15 protein-coding genes are annotated in these 13679 nt (G+C 61.2%); 12 read left to right on the top strand and 3 right to left on the bottom strand.

The window, feature by feature from the left end; all coding sequences use genetic code 11:
* Positions 1-3: 3 nt before the first annotated feature.
* The 10 genes from ACW5W8_RS13680 to ACW5W8_RS13635 all read left to right on the top strand — a co-directional run bounded on the left by ACW5W8_RS13680 (position 4) and on the right by ACW5W8_RS13635 (position 6736).
* On the top strand, positions 4-594 hold the full coding sequence (locus ACW5W8_RS13680) for a cytochrome c3 family protein (RefSeq protein WP_323905737.1): 591 nt from the start codon (positions 4-6) through the stop codon (positions 592-594).
* A gap of 242 nt (positions 595-836) precedes the next feature.
* Positions 837-1343 carry a molybdenum cofactor biosynthesis protein B gene (moaB, locus tag ACW5W8_RS13675; RefSeq protein WP_498628325.1) on the top strand — a complete coding sequence of 169 codons (507 nt, stop codon included), beginning with the start codon at positions 837-839 and terminating at the stop codon, positions 1341-1343.
* A 9-nt stretch (positions 1344-1352) separates the two neighbouring features.
* Positions 1353-1877: a cyclic pyranopterin monophosphate synthase MoaC gene (moaC, locus tag ACW5W8_RS13670; RefSeq protein ID WP_103252102.1), complete on the top strand. Its 525-nt coding sequence runs from the start codon at positions 1353-1355 to the stop codon at positions 1875-1877.
* On the top strand, positions 1874-2119 hold the full coding sequence (moaD, locus tag ACW5W8_RS13665) for a molybdopterin synthase sulfur carrier subunit (RefSeq protein WP_005353453.1): 246 nt from the start codon (positions 1874-1876) through the stop codon (positions 2117-2119). Before moaC ends, moaD begins: the two co-directional genes overlap by 4 nt.
* A gap of 101 nt (positions 2120-2220) precedes the next feature.
* Positions 2221-2694, top strand: coding sequence for a molybdopterin synthase catalytic subunit MoaE (gene moaE / locus ACW5W8_RS13660; protein ID WP_498628324.1), 474 nt, complete (start codon positions 2221-2223; stop codon positions 2692-2694).
* Between the two features lie 87 nt (positions 2695-2781).
* Positions 2782-3510 carry a molybdate ABC transporter substrate-binding protein gene (gene modA, locus ACW5W8_RS13655; RefSeq protein ID WP_498628323.1) on the top strand — a complete coding sequence of 243 codons (729 nt, stop codon included), beginning with the start codon at positions 2782-2784 and terminating at the stop codon, positions 3508-3510.
* Between the two features lie 111 nt (positions 3511-3621).
* A complete protein-coding gene (modB, locus tag ACW5W8_RS13650; protein ID WP_005361814.1) occupies positions 3622-4302 on the top strand; it encodes a molybdate ABC transporter permease subunit in 681 nt (226 codons plus the stop codon).
* Positions 4299-5399 carry a molybdenum ABC transporter ATP-binding protein gene (gene modC, locus ACW5W8_RS13645; RefSeq protein ID WP_498628322.1) on the top strand — a complete coding sequence of 367 codons (1101 nt, stop codon included), beginning with the start codon at positions 4299-4301 and terminating at the stop codon, positions 5397-5399. The genes modB and modC overlap by 4 nt, the downstream gene beginning before the upstream one ends.
* Before the next feature lie 85 nt (positions 5400-5484).
* Positions 5485-6261 carry an alpha/beta fold hydrolase gene (locus tag ACW5W8_RS13640; protein ID WP_498628321.1) on the top strand — a complete coding sequence of 259 codons (777 nt, stop codon included), beginning with the start codon at positions 5485-5487 and terminating at the stop codon, positions 6259-6261.
* A 184-nt stretch (positions 6262-6445) separates the two neighbouring features.
* The gene (locus tag ACW5W8_RS13635) at positions 6446-6736 is read left to right on the top strand and encodes a Bor family protein (protein ID WP_479317580.1); all 291 of its coding nucleotides are present in this window, start codon (positions 6446-6448) and stop codon (positions 6734-6736) included.
* Between the two features lie 78 nt (positions 6737-6814).
* Here the strand turns inward: ACW5W8_RS13635 and moeB are convergent, their stop codons facing one another.
* Both moeB and moeA read right to left on the bottom strand, forming a co-directional pair.
* On the bottom strand, positions 6815-7570 hold the full coding sequence (gene moeB, locus ACW5W8_RS13630; protein WP_498628320.1) for a molybdopterin-synthase adenylyltransferase MoeB: 756 nt from the start codon (positions 7568-7570) through the stop codon (positions 6815-6817).
* Complete coding sequence (gene moeA / locus ACW5W8_RS13625; protein WP_498628319.1) at positions 7567-8793, bottom strand: molybdopterin molybdotransferase MoeA; 1227 nt, start codon at positions 8791-8793, stop codon at positions 7567-7569. Before moeA ends, moeB begins: the two co-directional genes overlap by 4 nt.
* A gap of 309 nt (positions 8794-9102) precedes the next feature.
* Between moeA and folE the strand changes: the two genes are divergently transcribed.
* Positions 9103-9759: a GTP cyclohydrolase I FolE gene (folE, locus tag ACW5W8_RS13620; RefSeq protein ID WP_115522773.1), complete on the top strand. Its 657-nt coding sequence runs from the start codon at positions 9103-9105 to the stop codon at positions 9757-9759.
* A 411-nt stretch (positions 9760-10170) separates the two neighbouring features.
* Positions 10171-11826: a methyl-accepting chemotaxis protein gene (locus tag ACW5W8_RS13615; protein ID WP_498628318.1), complete on the top strand. Its 1656-nt coding sequence runs from the start codon at positions 10171-10173 to the stop codon at positions 11824-11826.
* Between the two features lie 71 nt (positions 11827-11897).
* Here ACW5W8_RS13615 and ACW5W8_RS13610 read toward each other — a convergent pair whose 3' ends face one another.
* Complete coding sequence (locus ACW5W8_RS13610) at positions 11898-13628, bottom strand: formate--tetrahydrofolate ligase (RefSeq protein ID WP_498628317.1); 1731 nt, start codon at positions 13626-13628, stop codon at positions 11898-11900.
* Positions 13629-13679: the final 51 nt, after the last annotated feature.

The following is a 13679-nucleotide window of genomic DNA, read 5'->3' as shown; positions in this document are numbered from 1 at the left end:
TAGATGAAATTACCCGGCTTTATCCAGCGTCTGTGGACCACCTTCAAGTCACCATCGAAGGCGGCTCTCTGGGTCATCCTGCTGATGGGCTTCTTCGGTGGCGTGATTTTCTGGGGTGGCTTCAACACCGCCATGGAAGCATCCAACACCGAGGCCTTCTGCACCAGCTGTCACGAGATGAAGGACAACGTGTTCGAGGAGTACCGCGACACCATCCACTACGCCAACCGCTCCGGCGTGCGGGCCAGCTGCCCAGATTGCCACGTGCCCCACGAGTGGACCTACAAGATCATCCGCAAGGTTCAGGCTTCCAAGGAGCTGTGGGGTATGATCACCGGCAAGGTGGATACCCGCGAGAAGTTCGAGTCGCACCGACGCGAGATGGCGGAGCGGGAGTGGCAGCGGATGAAAGAGACTGATTCGCGCGAGTGCCGCAACTGCCACAACTTCGAGTACATGGACTTCTCCCTGCAGGGGCAGCGTGCCGCCAAGATGCACTCTACCAATCTGGCCAGTGGTGAAAATACCTGCATCGACTGTCACAAGGGGATAGCTCACCAGTTGCCCGACATGACTGGGGTGAAAGGGTTCTGATCCTGCGACGACAGGCCGGGTTCCCCGGCCTGCGTTTTGTTCATATATGGGACAAGCATCAGATTTGTGTGTCTTTTAAATCCCATATCTCGTGAAACCTTTGATAGAATCAGCCCGCCGTCACACGCTTGAGCAAGTTGGTCACCCCTGTCTGCGTCAGTTTTTTGCGCCCTGACAGGTGGCCTCTCATACCCCTTCTCTTCCTGCCTCGTTGACGGCCCATAGCCACAAGGAGCTGCCCGATGGGACAGAAACACAACGCATTTATTCCCCTCCAGATCGCCGTGCTGACGGTCTCCGATAGCCGCACCGCCGCCGATGACAGTTCGGGTGACTATCTGGTCTCGGCCCTCACCGACGCGGGCCATCAACTGGCCGATCGGGCGATCTGCCCGGACAACCTGTTTCGCATCCGCGCGCGGGTGAGCGAGTGGATCGTCGATGACGGGGTGCAGGTGGTGCTGATCAACGGTGGTACCGGCTTCAACGAACAAAATCGGGTACCGGAAGCGGTCGGTGTGCTGTTCGAGCGCACCGTACAGGGTTTTGGCGAGATGTTCCGTCAGCTCTCCTTTGCCGAGATTAAAGGCTCCGCCATGCAGAGCCGTGCGCTGGCGGGACTCGCCAATCGCACCCTGATCTGCTGCCTGCCAGGCTCCACCGGCGCCTGCCAGCTGGGCTGGGAGCAACTGATCCGCGATCAGCTCGATGCCCGCACCAAGCCGTGCAACTTTGTCTCCCACCTCTGAGAGCAAGCGATGAACCAGACCGATCCCAAGCAGACCCAGCCCAACCTGACGCATCTGAACCAGAGCGGCGAAGCCCATATGGTGGATGTGACCGACAAGCAGGTGACCGAGCGCGAAGCTCGCGCCGAGGCGTTTGTTGCCATGGCCCCCGAGACGCTGGCGCTGATCCTGAGCGGCCAGCACCACAAGGGGGACGTGTTCGCCACCGCCCGCATCGCAGGCATCATGGCCGCCAAGAAGACCTCCGATCTTATCCCCCTCTGCCATCCGCTGGCCTTGACCAAAGTCGAGGTGGAGATAGTGCCGCTGCCCGAGCAGCACAAGGTGCATATCCGCACCCTCTGCAAGCTCTCCGGCAAGACTGGTGTCGAGATGGAGGCGCTGACCGCCGCGTCGGTAGCGGCGCTGACCATCTACGACATGTGTAAGGCGGTGCAAAAGGACATGGTGATCGAACAGGTGCGGCTGGTTGAGAAAAAGGGCGGCAAGTCCGGCCATTTTCAGCTGGGGTCAAATAGCGGGGAGCAAGCATGATCAAGGTACTGTTTTTTGCGCAAGTAAGAGAGCTGGTGGCCTGCGATGAGCTGAGCCTGCCGTGCGACTATGCCACCGCCGAACAACTGCGTGCGGCGCTCTGTGAGCGCGGTGACAAGTGGGCGCTGGCGCTGGAAGCTGGCAAGCTCTTGGTCGCGGTCAACCAGACCCTGGTGCCTCTCGATACCCCCATCAACGATGGCGATGAGGTGGCCTTTTTCCCGCCGGTGACCGGAGGTTAAGGATGAGCGAGATAATGACCCTGGATCGCACCACTGAGCTGTGCGGTGGCGACGAAGTGGCCTTCTTCCCTCTCCCTACAGTAACGACCGGAGGCTGAGCCATGAGCGACGCAGTCATCACAGATCGCATTCTGGTGCAGCGGGAGGATTTCTCGCTGGCGGACGAATATGCCCGCCTCGCCACCCGCCCCGATAGTGGCGCCATCGTCACTTTCGTTGGCAAGGTGCGCGACTTCAATCAGGGGGAAGAGGTGAAGGGGCTGGCCCTCGAGCACTACCCCGGTATGACCGAGAAGGCGCTGGCCGATATCGTGCAGGAGGCCCGTCGCCGCTGGCCGCTGCAGGAGTGTACCCTCGTTCATCGTATCGGCGAGTTGTGGCTTGGCGATCAGATCGTGCTGGTGGCGGTGAGCAGTGCCCACCGCGACGCCGCCTTTGACGCCTGTCACTTCATCATGGATTTCTTGAAAACCCGGGCGCCGTTCTGGAAAAAAGAGCTGACCGCCGAGGGTGTGCAACGCTGGGTCGAGGCCAAGGAGAGCGACAACGCCGCCGCTGCCCGCTGGCAAGCCTGACCTGTTCATCACGAGGGGCGCAGGTTCAACGGGAACCACGGCCCCGCCAAGGGGCGCGGATGTGCGGGCCCCATCAGGAGAAAGGGAATGAAACCGCTGTTATCTGTTGTCATCGCCGGCGTCTGCGCCGCCACCTTGCATACCGGTGCCGTGCAGGCCGATGAAGTGAAGGTGGCTGTGGCTGCCAATTTCAAGGGCACCATAGAGCGTATCGGCAAGGAGTTTACCGCCAAGACCGGCCACACTCTGGCCATCTCGTCTGCCGCCACCGGAGTGCTCTACACCCAGATCAGTCACGGCGCACCGTTCGATCTCTTCCTCTCCGCCGATGTGGCGACCCCCGAGAAGCTGGAAAAAGAGGGCAAGGGGAGCGAGCGCTTCACCTACGCCATCGGTCAGCTTGGGTTGTGGAAGAAGGGGGGACCGGCCCCTGATGAAGCGACCCTGCGCAGCTGGAAAGGCAACCTCGCCATCGCCAATGCCCGTACCGCCCCCTATGGTGCTGCCGCCATGGCGACCCTCACCCATCTCAAGATCGATCCCAAGCAGTACCGGCTGCTGACCGGTGCCAACATCGGCCAGACCTGGCAATTTGTCGACACCGGCAATGCTGAGCTGGGCTTTGTCGCCTGGGCCAATCTGGTTGAGGCGGGCAAGACTGGTGAAGCCTGGGCAGTGCCTGCGAGCTTCTATCCTCCCATCGAGCAGCAGGGGCTGGTATTGAAGAAAGGCGCCGCGGTCGAGGCGCTGGTGGCCTGGCTCAAGGGGCCGGGTCAGGCGCAGATCAAGGCGGCGGGTTATGCCTTGCCCCAATAAGGGGATGGGCCTGATGCGATACCCTGAGTGGTCGGCCTTCGGGTCGGCCACTCTTTGTAATAAGGATGGATACCATGCCGTTGGGGGCATTTATCAACCGGGAGGTCGGCAATGAGTGAAGGGGATCTGCTGGCGGTCTGGCTCACCCTGAAGCTTGCGGCCTGCACCACAGCGATTTTACTGTTGCTGGCACCGCCGCTGGCCTGGTGGCTGTCGCGCAGTCAGAACCGGCTGCGGCCGCTGGTGGAGGCGCTGGTGGCACTGCCGTTGGTGCTGCCTCCCACGGTACTGGGTTTTTATCTGCTACTCGCCTTTTCCCCCGAATATGGTTTCGGCGCCTGGTGGCGCGACACCTTTGGCGCCCCGCTTGCCTTCAGCTTTCTCGGCCTGCTGTTTGCCTCCATTCTCTATTCGCTGCCGTTTGTGGTGCAGCCGCTCACCTCCGCCTTCGTCAACATGGGTAACAAGGAGCTGGAAGCTGCCGCTACCTTGGGGCTCGGCCCGCTGGAGCGCTTCTTCCACATCATCTTGCCGATGACCCTGCCGAGCTTTGTGATGGCGGCGGCGCTGGGCTTTGCCCATACATTGGGGGAGTTTGGCGTGGTGCTGATGATTGGCGGCAATATCCCCGGCGAGACCCAGGTGCTTTCGATAGCCCTGTTTGATCATGTGGAGGCGATGGACTATCAGAACGCCCATATTCTGGCGGGCGGTTTGATGGCCTTCTCGCTGGTGATGCTGGTGCTGGTCTACGGGGTGCTGCAGCGCAGACAGAGGAGAGTGTTTGGATGAATCAGCCAGCCACTATGCCGCCTGTGAACATGCCGCACCGCCTTGCCCTGAACCTAAATGCCAGGCGCGAGTTTGGCCCCTTTATCCTCGACTGCGCACTGACCCTCGAACTGGGGGGGATCCTCGGCCTGTTCGGCCCCTCCGGCTGCGGCAAGAGCACCCTGCTGCGCATCATCGCCGGGCTCGATCGCCAAAACGGGGATCGCTTGCTGTGGCGCGATCGGGAGTATGCTCAACTGTTGCCCGAAGCGCGCCGGATCGGACTGGTGTTTCAGGACTCGCGCCTCTTTCCCCATCTGACGGCGCTCGGCAATCTGCAACTGGCGGCCCGCAAGGGACGGGGGCGTTGGCAACCCGAAGCGCTGGCGGCGCGGCTCGGCTTTGCCGATCTGCTGGGGCAGCCTGCCCATGCCCTCTCTGGCGGTCAACGCCAGCGGGTTGCGCTGGGGCGGGCGCTGCTGGCCGAGCCGGATCTGCTGCTGCTCGATGAGCCTTTCTCGGCGCTCGATCGACGCAGCCGCATCCATCAGGCCCATGTGCTAAAGGGCTTGCAGCAGGAGAGCGGCATCCCGATGATCTTCGTCAGCCACGCCATGGAGGAGGTGAGCCTGCTCTGCGATCAGCTGGTGCTGCTGGAAGGGGGCAGGGTCGAGGCGCAAGGCAGGCCGAGCGAGATTTTCGCCCGCACCGATCTCTCGCTCGCCAGCCGTGACGATGCCGGGGTGATGCTGGATGCGACCCTCTCTCACTACGATGAAGAGGAGCAGATGGCGACCCTGCAGCTTGGTGAGCAGCAACTGTGGGTCACCATGACCCAGGTGCCGGATGAGAGCGGCCCCTTGCAAATCAAGGTGGCGGGGCGGGATGTGGTGATTGCCACAGCCCCCATCGAGCACTCCAGTCTCTCCAACTGTCTCGTCACCCGTCTGCTGGCGGTGCGCGAGGTGCGCCCCGGCCAGACCCTGTTGCAGTTGGTGCTGGGTGAGCAGATACTGCTGGCCCGGATCACCAGCCGCTCCGCCAGACGGCTGGCGCTGGCGCCGGAGCAGCAGATCTACGCTTATATCAAGGCGGTGAGTCTGGTCAGCGAAGGCTGATTGGGCGCCGTGCCGTGGCAGGATAGCCACGGGCAACATAACAACAAGAGATGGTTCAGGTGATGAGTCGAGAGGCAATACACTGATGCGCCGTAATCAGGTGATGAAATTCAACGGTCTTGCCCTGCGCAGTGCGGGGGAGGGCCCTTTGCTGTTGCTGCTGCATGGGCTGGGCTCCTCCAGCCTTGACTGGCAGGCGCAGATCGAACGGTTTTCCGAGCACTACCGGGTGGTGGCGCTGGACTTGCGCGGTCATGGCCTGAGCATGCAGGAGGGGCCGTTCGATGTGGCGACCCTGGCAGCCGATGTGGTGAACTGGCTCGACGAGCAGCCGGAGCCCGCTTGGGTCGTGGGATTGTCGCTCGGGGCCATGGTGGCGCTGGAGCTGGCGCTGCAACTGCCCCACAAGGTGCAAGGGCTGGTGTTGGTCAACGGTTTTAGCGAGTTTCTGCTGGAGACCCCCAAAGAGCAGGAGCGTTACGCCCAGCGCCTCAAATGGCTGCGCTGGTTTGGCATGCGTCCCCTCGCCTGGTGGCTGGGACGCGAGCTCTTCCCGGGCCCGGATCTGGCACAGGTGCGCCACACCTTCCGGCTGCGTTTCGTGCGCAATAAAAAGAAAATCTACAAGGCGCTGCTGGAGGCACTCCCCGGCTGGTCGGTACGCGCCCGGCTCGGCGCCATCTGGCAGCCGGTGGCCATCATCTCCACCAGTCACGACTACCTGCCGCTGGCCAAACGGGTAGAGCAGTTTGCCGCCCTGCCCAACGCCACCATCCACACCCCCAATGGCCACCACGCCTGGCCAGCGGAAGATCCTTCCGGATTTAATCATTTGCTTCACCGGATTTTGGCCACCCATTAAAACTGAGCTCTGCCATGATCTGGGCTTGTCGCATTTTGAAACAATTGTAATGTTGTAGTGGTTGATTAATTTCATTAACTTGGGTTGTGTAAGAGGAAGAGGTTTACACCGTATTGGCTGTAAAAAATACACCTCTTTTCATCCGGTTAGACCAAAAAATAATAATGTTGTCAGGGACAGTAAAATGAAAAAAATGGTATTGACTGCAATCACTGCATTAATGATGGCTGGTTGTGCCCAGCAAGGTTTCACGGTTCATCCGGGTACTGCGGTTGCACCGACCAAAGAGGTGACTCATCACTTCTTCATCTCTGGTCTGGGTCAGAGCAAGGACATTGATGCTGCTGCCGTGTGCAATGGTGCTGACAAAGTGGTACGGGTTGAAGCCCAGCACACCTTCGTCAATGGTTTGCTGGCCGCGGTGACCTTCGGTATCTACACCCCGCGCGAGGCACGTGTTTACTGCGCGGGTTAATTTCCGCCGCATACATGTTTGCAAAAAGCCGACCCTGTGGGTCGGCTTTTTTGTTGGTGCGAAGATTGGTGGCATGATTCACCCGTGGGAGCAGACCGGGCAGTAGGGGCGCTTGGGCAGCTTCATCTCGCGAAAGGTGCCGCTCAGGCCGTCGATCATCAGCAGGCGGCCGCTGTAGCTTTTGCCCATGCCTGCCAATAGCTTGATAGCTTCCAGCGCTTGCAGGCTGCCCACCAGACCCACCACGGGGGCGAGCACGCCCGCCTCGACGCAGGTGAGTGCCTGCTCGCCGAACAGGGCGCTGAGGCAGGCGTAGCAGGGCTCATCTGCCTGCCAGGTGAAGCTGCACAGCTGCCCCTCCAGCCGGATGGCGGCGCCGCTGACCAGTGGCACGCCATGCTGGCGTGCCTTTTGATTCAGCAGGTTGCGAATGGCCAGATTGTCGGTGCAGTCGAGTACCAGCTGATGCCGTGGCAGCAGGCTATCGAGCAGCGCCTCGTCGGCAACGGCAGCGTGGGTCTCCACGTTGAGCCAGGGGTTGAGGGCGCGCAGCGATTGCGCTGCTGAGTCCACCTTGTAGTGACCGATGCGCTCATCGTTGTGCAGCACCTGACGCTGCAGATTGGAGAGCTCCACCTTGTCGAAATCGACCAGGGTGAGCTGACCAACCCCGGCCACCGCCAGATACTGGCTGGCGGCGCAACCAAGGCCACCGGCGCCGATCACCAGCACACGGGCCTGCTTGAGCGCCTCCTGTCCCTCGAAGTCGAAGGATTTGAGGATGATCTGGCGGTTGTAGCGCAGCAGTTCGGCGTCGCTCAGGATCTCGCTCACAGCAGCAATCCCCCGAGTGGCTCCACGGTCACCGTCTCGCCCGCTGCGACGCGGCCCCGCTCGCGCTCAAGAACGATGTAGCAGTTGGCTCGCGACAGGGAGCTGAACACGGCGGAGTCCTGCGAGCCGGTGCTGCGCACCTCGAGGCCGTTTGGCCCCTGACTCAGGATGCCGCGCTGGAAGTCGAGTCGGCCCGGGCTCTTTTTGAGTGGCTCGGCCGCAATGGCTTGCAGCTGGAGCGGGCGCTCGAAGTGCTGGCCCGCCAGCTTGGCCAGCGCCGGTTGCACTAGCTGATCGAAGGTGACCATGGCGGAGACGGGGTTGCCCGGCAGGCCGAAGAACCAGGCGCGGGGCAGACGGCCAAAAGCAAACGGCTTGCCCGGCTTGATGGCCAGCTTCCAGAAGCCAATCTCGCCGAGCTCGTCCAGCAGTTGTTTGGTGAAGTCCGCTTCCCCCACCGAGACGCCGCCGGTGGTGATGAGTACATCGGCCTCTTCGTCGGCGCGGATAAAGGCGGCGCGTAGCTGGGCGGGATCGTCGGGGATGATGCCAAGGTCGAGGCAGTCGCAGCCCATGCGCGCCAGCATGGCCCGTACGCCATAGCGGTTGGAGTCATAGATATCGCCGTGGGCGAGCGGGGTACCAACCGGTTTGAGCTCATCGCCGGTGCTGAAGATGGCCACTTTCAGCGGGCGACGCACCGTGACGGTAGCCACGCCGAGGGAGGCCAGCAGTGGCATTTCGCGCGGGGTGAGGCGAGTACCGGCTGGCAGCACGCAGGCGCCCTTGCCGATATCGCTGCCGGCGCGGCGAATATTTTGGCCCGGTTCGGGTTGTGCCAGAAAAGTGATCCGATCGCCGTCGGCCTGCGTTTCTTCCTGCATCACCACCGCATCGGTGCCTGGGGGGACCGGAGCGCCTGTCATGATCCGCACGCAGTGGCCGGCGGGCCACTCGCTCTGATAGGGCTGACCGGCAAACGCCTTGCCCGCCATGATGAGCGGGGTGCCGGTGGCGAGATCTGCAAGGCGTACGGCATAACCGTCCATGGCGGAGTTGTCGAAGGGGGGCACGGCGAGGGGGGAGGCGATATCGCAGGCAAGTACCCGGCCAAGAGCCTCTGGCAGGGGCAGCTGTTCGCTGTCGCAGCAGCAGGCGAGTTGTTCCAGCATCCCTTGCAGGGCATCGCTTAAGGGGAGTAGTCCGCTGGTATCAAATCCCATCGTCATGACCTCTTTCTATGATTGAAGGCGGGATTATCACAAAAATCCCCGGGGATGGGCAGGTTATCTCAAGGGAATCTCGGGGTAATCGGCGCTGAAACGGGGGGTGATGGCCATAAAGTATGAGGTGACGCACAAGTTGACTTGAATCTTGGCGGCAATGGCCGTTTACTATGCCGCCATAACAGATGGCCGTTACATCTCGTGTGGCGACCATTACAGCGATACCGTCGGCCCTGTACGCCGCCATAACATAAGGGGTTGCTCCTTGAGCTGCCCTCACAGTCCCTGAGCGTGGGAGAGAAGATAATGACAACCTTAAGTCCGGAAGCCTTGCTGGTCAGGGCTGCCCTCGAAGCCCAGGGACTGGAAACCCCCTTGGTCACCAACGAGCTGAACAGCCAGCAGAAGCGGGAGAAGATCGAAGGCCATATGCGCTCCATCATGGAGACGCTGGGGCTGGATCTGACCGATGACAGTCTGGCAGAGACGCCGCACCGCATCGCCAAGATGTACGTCAACGAGATCTTCTCCGGCCTCGACTATTCCACCTTCCCCAAGGTGACGGTGATCGAGAACAAGATGCAGGTGGACGAGATGATCATGGTGCGGGACATCAGCCTCACCAGTACCTGCGAACACCACTTCGTCACCATCGACGGGCTGGCCCATGTGGCCTATATCCCTCGCGGCAAGGTGATTGGCCTGTCGAAGATCAACCGCATCGTGCAGTTCTTCGCCCGTCGTCCCCAGGTGCAGGAGCGGCTGACCCAGCAGATCTTGTTGGCGCTGCAGACGCTGCTCGGTACCAAGGACGTAGCCATCAGCATCAAGGCGACCCACTACTGCGTCAAGGCGCGCGGGGTGATGGATTCCACCTCCTATACCACCACCACCTCCCTCGGCGGTGTGTTCAAGACTCAGCCCGATACCCGGGCTGAATTTCTGGGCGGCCTGCGCGGATAAGATGGCGGTTGTTTTGCAACCGCCTTGCTGAATAAACGAGACGCCAGCAGCCATTGCTGGCGTTTTTCATTGGTCCCGGATGAGAGTGGCGGCCTGCAACGGCTTGACTCGCGCGGCTTGCCTTATGCAAACGTTATGCATTTTCTCGATTTATTCATCTGAGCGGTATATTTAATCGGGCACGATAAATCCCTCGTTTTTATCTTACAAAAAGTAACCGGACAGACTCTTTTCGAACCATCACAATCCGGTTACTCTAGCGCCCCCTCACGGCTCTCGCTGCCGCTCATGGAATTCAGAGATATTCATCAAGGTTGGATGGTGCGCCACTGAACAGGTGGCCAGATAGTTCATGCCAGGAGGGCGTGAACCGGACGAGTGCAACGAATTTAACGACCACCAGGATACGCCATGAATACCAGTTCCATGACCATAGGCAAAAAACTCACTGCCGGCTTCGCCGTGCTCGGTTTGATGGTCGCCTTTATCGGCGGCTTCGCTATTGTCCAGTTTGGCAATATGAATGATGTTGCCATTCGATTTACCGACAGCATCCTCCCCGCAGTAAATCGCACCAGTGCAATAGGCGACACCATCAGCGACTTGCGCCGTTATGAACTGGGCTACTTCGTGGTGGCGGCGGATCCGGTGAAGAGAAATGAATACCGTGATATCGCCAATCAAAAGGTCAACCAGATTGTGCAGCAGTTGGTCGCGCACGACAAGACCATCTGGGCTGAGGATGTGGCGGAGCGTCGCACGTTCGATACCGTTAAATCTGACTGGGATCGTTATCTGGCGTTGCATCAGCGCGTCAAGCAGCTGCAAGACAGCGATCAACTCGCAGAAGCCCAGCGCATCTTTCTGGTGGAAGGTATTTCCCTCTATACGGCACTTAACAAGTCGGTGGCCGACCTTATCCAGATTAACCATGGTTATGCGTCTGAATCCCGCAGTGACATTGTCGCCTCTTACCAATCCGCCAACCTGAGCGTCACCATCGCACTGGTGCTCGGCCTGATCCTTGTGGTGGTGCTCTCCGTGGTACTGACCCGCCAAATTCGCGACCCGCTGATCATGCTGGCCCGTCAGGCCCAGCGTATTGCCAATGGCGAGCTGGGGCAGGGTGAACTGCAGCAGTGGATCCGTGACAGCCGCTTCAACCGCGATGAACTGGGTCAGCTGGGCTCCGCCATCAACCGGATGCAGGGTTCTCTCTCCGATCTGGTGAGCGAGATCGCCGGTTCCGTGAGCCAGCTCAGCAGTGCGGTGGAGGAGGTGAGCGCCATCTCCAGCCAGTCTGCCAGCGGCATGGCCATCCAGCAAAACGAAGTCTCCCAGGTGGCGACTGCCATGAACGAGATGCAGTCCACCGTCAACGAAGTGGCCCGCAACACCACGGATGCCATGAGCGTCGCCAAGGATGCCTCCCGTACCTCCGCGGCCGGCAGCGAAGTGGTACGCAGCTCCATCGCCAGCATCGAAGATGTGTCGGTCAAGATTGAACAGGCGGGTACTGTGGTGCAGCAACTGGAAGCCGACAGCGCCAACATCAGCGTGGTGCTGGATGTGATCCGCGATATCGCCGGTCAGACCAACCTGCTGGCCCTCAACGCCGCCATCGAAGCCGCCCGTGCCGGTGAACAGGGCCGTGGCTTTGCGGTCGTTGCCGATGAAGTGCGATCCTTGGCCCAGCGTACCCAGGACTCCACCGCCGAGATCAGCAAGATGATCGAGCTGTTGCAGAGCCGCGCCGCCGAGGCGGGCAATGCCATGCAGTTGAGTCGTCACCAGATGCAGGAGAGCGTCGGTCTGGCGCGGGATGCCGGTACCAGTATCGAGACCATCAACGGTGCCGTGGTGCGCATCACTGACATGAACACCCTGATCGCCACCGCCACCGAAGAGCAGAATGCGGTGACCGAAGAGCTCAACCGCAGCATCGTCAACATTCACAATGCCGCTGACGAGAATGCCCAGGGCGCTCATCAGATCGCCCAAGCTTGTGGCGAACTGAGCAAGCTGGCTAACACCCTGCACCATATGACCCAGCGCTTCACCCTCTAAGGGGTGATGCATGGATAACAGAAGGCCTCGCAATTGGCGGGGCCTTGTTGTTTCTGGCGTTGTGGAAGGGCTCAGCTCAGGCCGACTATCTCGCCGTTCTCATCGATATCGATATGGCGATAGGCAGGCAGACTGCCCAGCCCCGGCATGGTCATGATAGGGCCCGCCAGCGCATAGACGAACCCGGCACCGGCGCAGAGCTTCACCTCGTCGATGGGCACCTCAAAATCGGTCGGCACTCCCTTGAGAGCGGGGTCATGGCTGATGGAGAGCGGCGTCTTGGCCACGCAGATGGGCAAGTGATCCCACCCTTCGGCAGAGAGCTGTGCCAGCTGCTGGCGCGCTCTGTCGGAGAGCTGCACTCCGCGGCCGCCGTAGCCGCACTCCACCAGGGTCGCCAGCTTGGCGTCGAGGCTCATCTCATCTGGGTAGAGCAGTTTTACCTTACCGGGTTGCTCGCAGGCGGCGACCACTGCGCGGGCCAGCTCGCTGGCACCGGCACCACCCTGAGTGAAGGCGTTGGAGATGGCTGCGCCACAGGCGCCGGCTTGCTGCGCCTCATGGGCCAGCAGCGCCAGCTCGGCCTCGCTGTCGGTGGGGAAGCGGTTGATGGCGACCACTACCGTCATCCCGTAGCGACGGGCGTTCCGGATATGCCAGGCGAGGTTGGCGCAGCCCTGCTTGAGGGTTGGCAGATCTTCCCCTTGCAGGCTGGCTGGCAGCGGCTGGCCCGGACGGATATCGAGCAGGCCGCTGTTGGCCTTGAGGCCGCGCACCGTGGCCACCAGCACCACGCAGGCCGGGGTAATGCCGGATTGGCGGCTCTTGATGTTGAAGAACTTCTCCAGCCCCATGTCGGAGCCAAAACCTGCTTCGGTCACCACATAGTCGGTCAGACCAAGGGCGATGCGATCGGCGATCACCGAGGAGTTGCCGTGGGCAATATTGGCAAAGGGGCCGGCGTGCACCAGCACCGGTGTCTGCTCGGTGGTCTGCATCAGGGTCGGCTGCAGCGCATCTTTCAGCAGTACCGTCATGGCGCCCGCCACTTCCAACTGTTCGGCGGTAATGGGCTCGCCGTGAATATCGCGGGCCAGCTGGATGCGGCCGATGCGCTGGCGCAGGTCTTTCAGATCGCTCGCCAGCGCCAGAATGGCCATCAGCTCGGAGGCGGCGGTAATGACGAAGCGATCGCTGCGCTCTACACCATCGGCAGTGCCCCCCTGTCCAATCGTGAGGTGGCGCAGTGCGCGGTCATTCATGTCGAGGGTGCGCGGCCAGAGGATGTTATCGGCATCGATATCGAGCCGCGGCAGGCCGGTTTTGGCGGTGAACTGGTCGCCGAGTTTGCGCTCATGGAACAGGCGGGCATCGAGGGCTGCCGCCGCCAGATTGTGAGCCGCCGTCAGAGCGTGAAAATCACCGGTAAGGTGGAGGTTCATCTCCTCCATCGGCACCACCTGGGCGTGGCCGCCACCGGCTGCGCCCCCCTTGACCCCGAATACCGGCCCGAGGCTCGGCTGGCGGATAGTGGCGATGCTGGGCTGGCCGATATGGTTGAGCCCCATGGAGAGGCCAAGGGTGGTCACCGTTTTCCCTTCACCGAGCGGGGTAGGGGTGATGGCGCTCACCAGTACCAGCTTGCCGCTCTGCTTGGGCTGAGACGTGAGCAGGTCGAGGCTGAGCTTGCCTTTGTAGTGGCCATGGGGGCTGAGCAGGTGCTGGGGGATGGCGAGGCGTTCGGCCAGCGCGTGAATGGAGAGACGGGGGGACTGGCGGGAGATCTCGATATCGCTTAGCATCAGCACCTCGTTGGCATATCGGGGTAAAATATGCGGCGCAGTCTAGTGGAA

Source organism: Aeromonas aquatilis (assembly GCF_054052405.1).
This window is presented reverse-complemented; position numbering and strand designations above follow the sequence as displayed.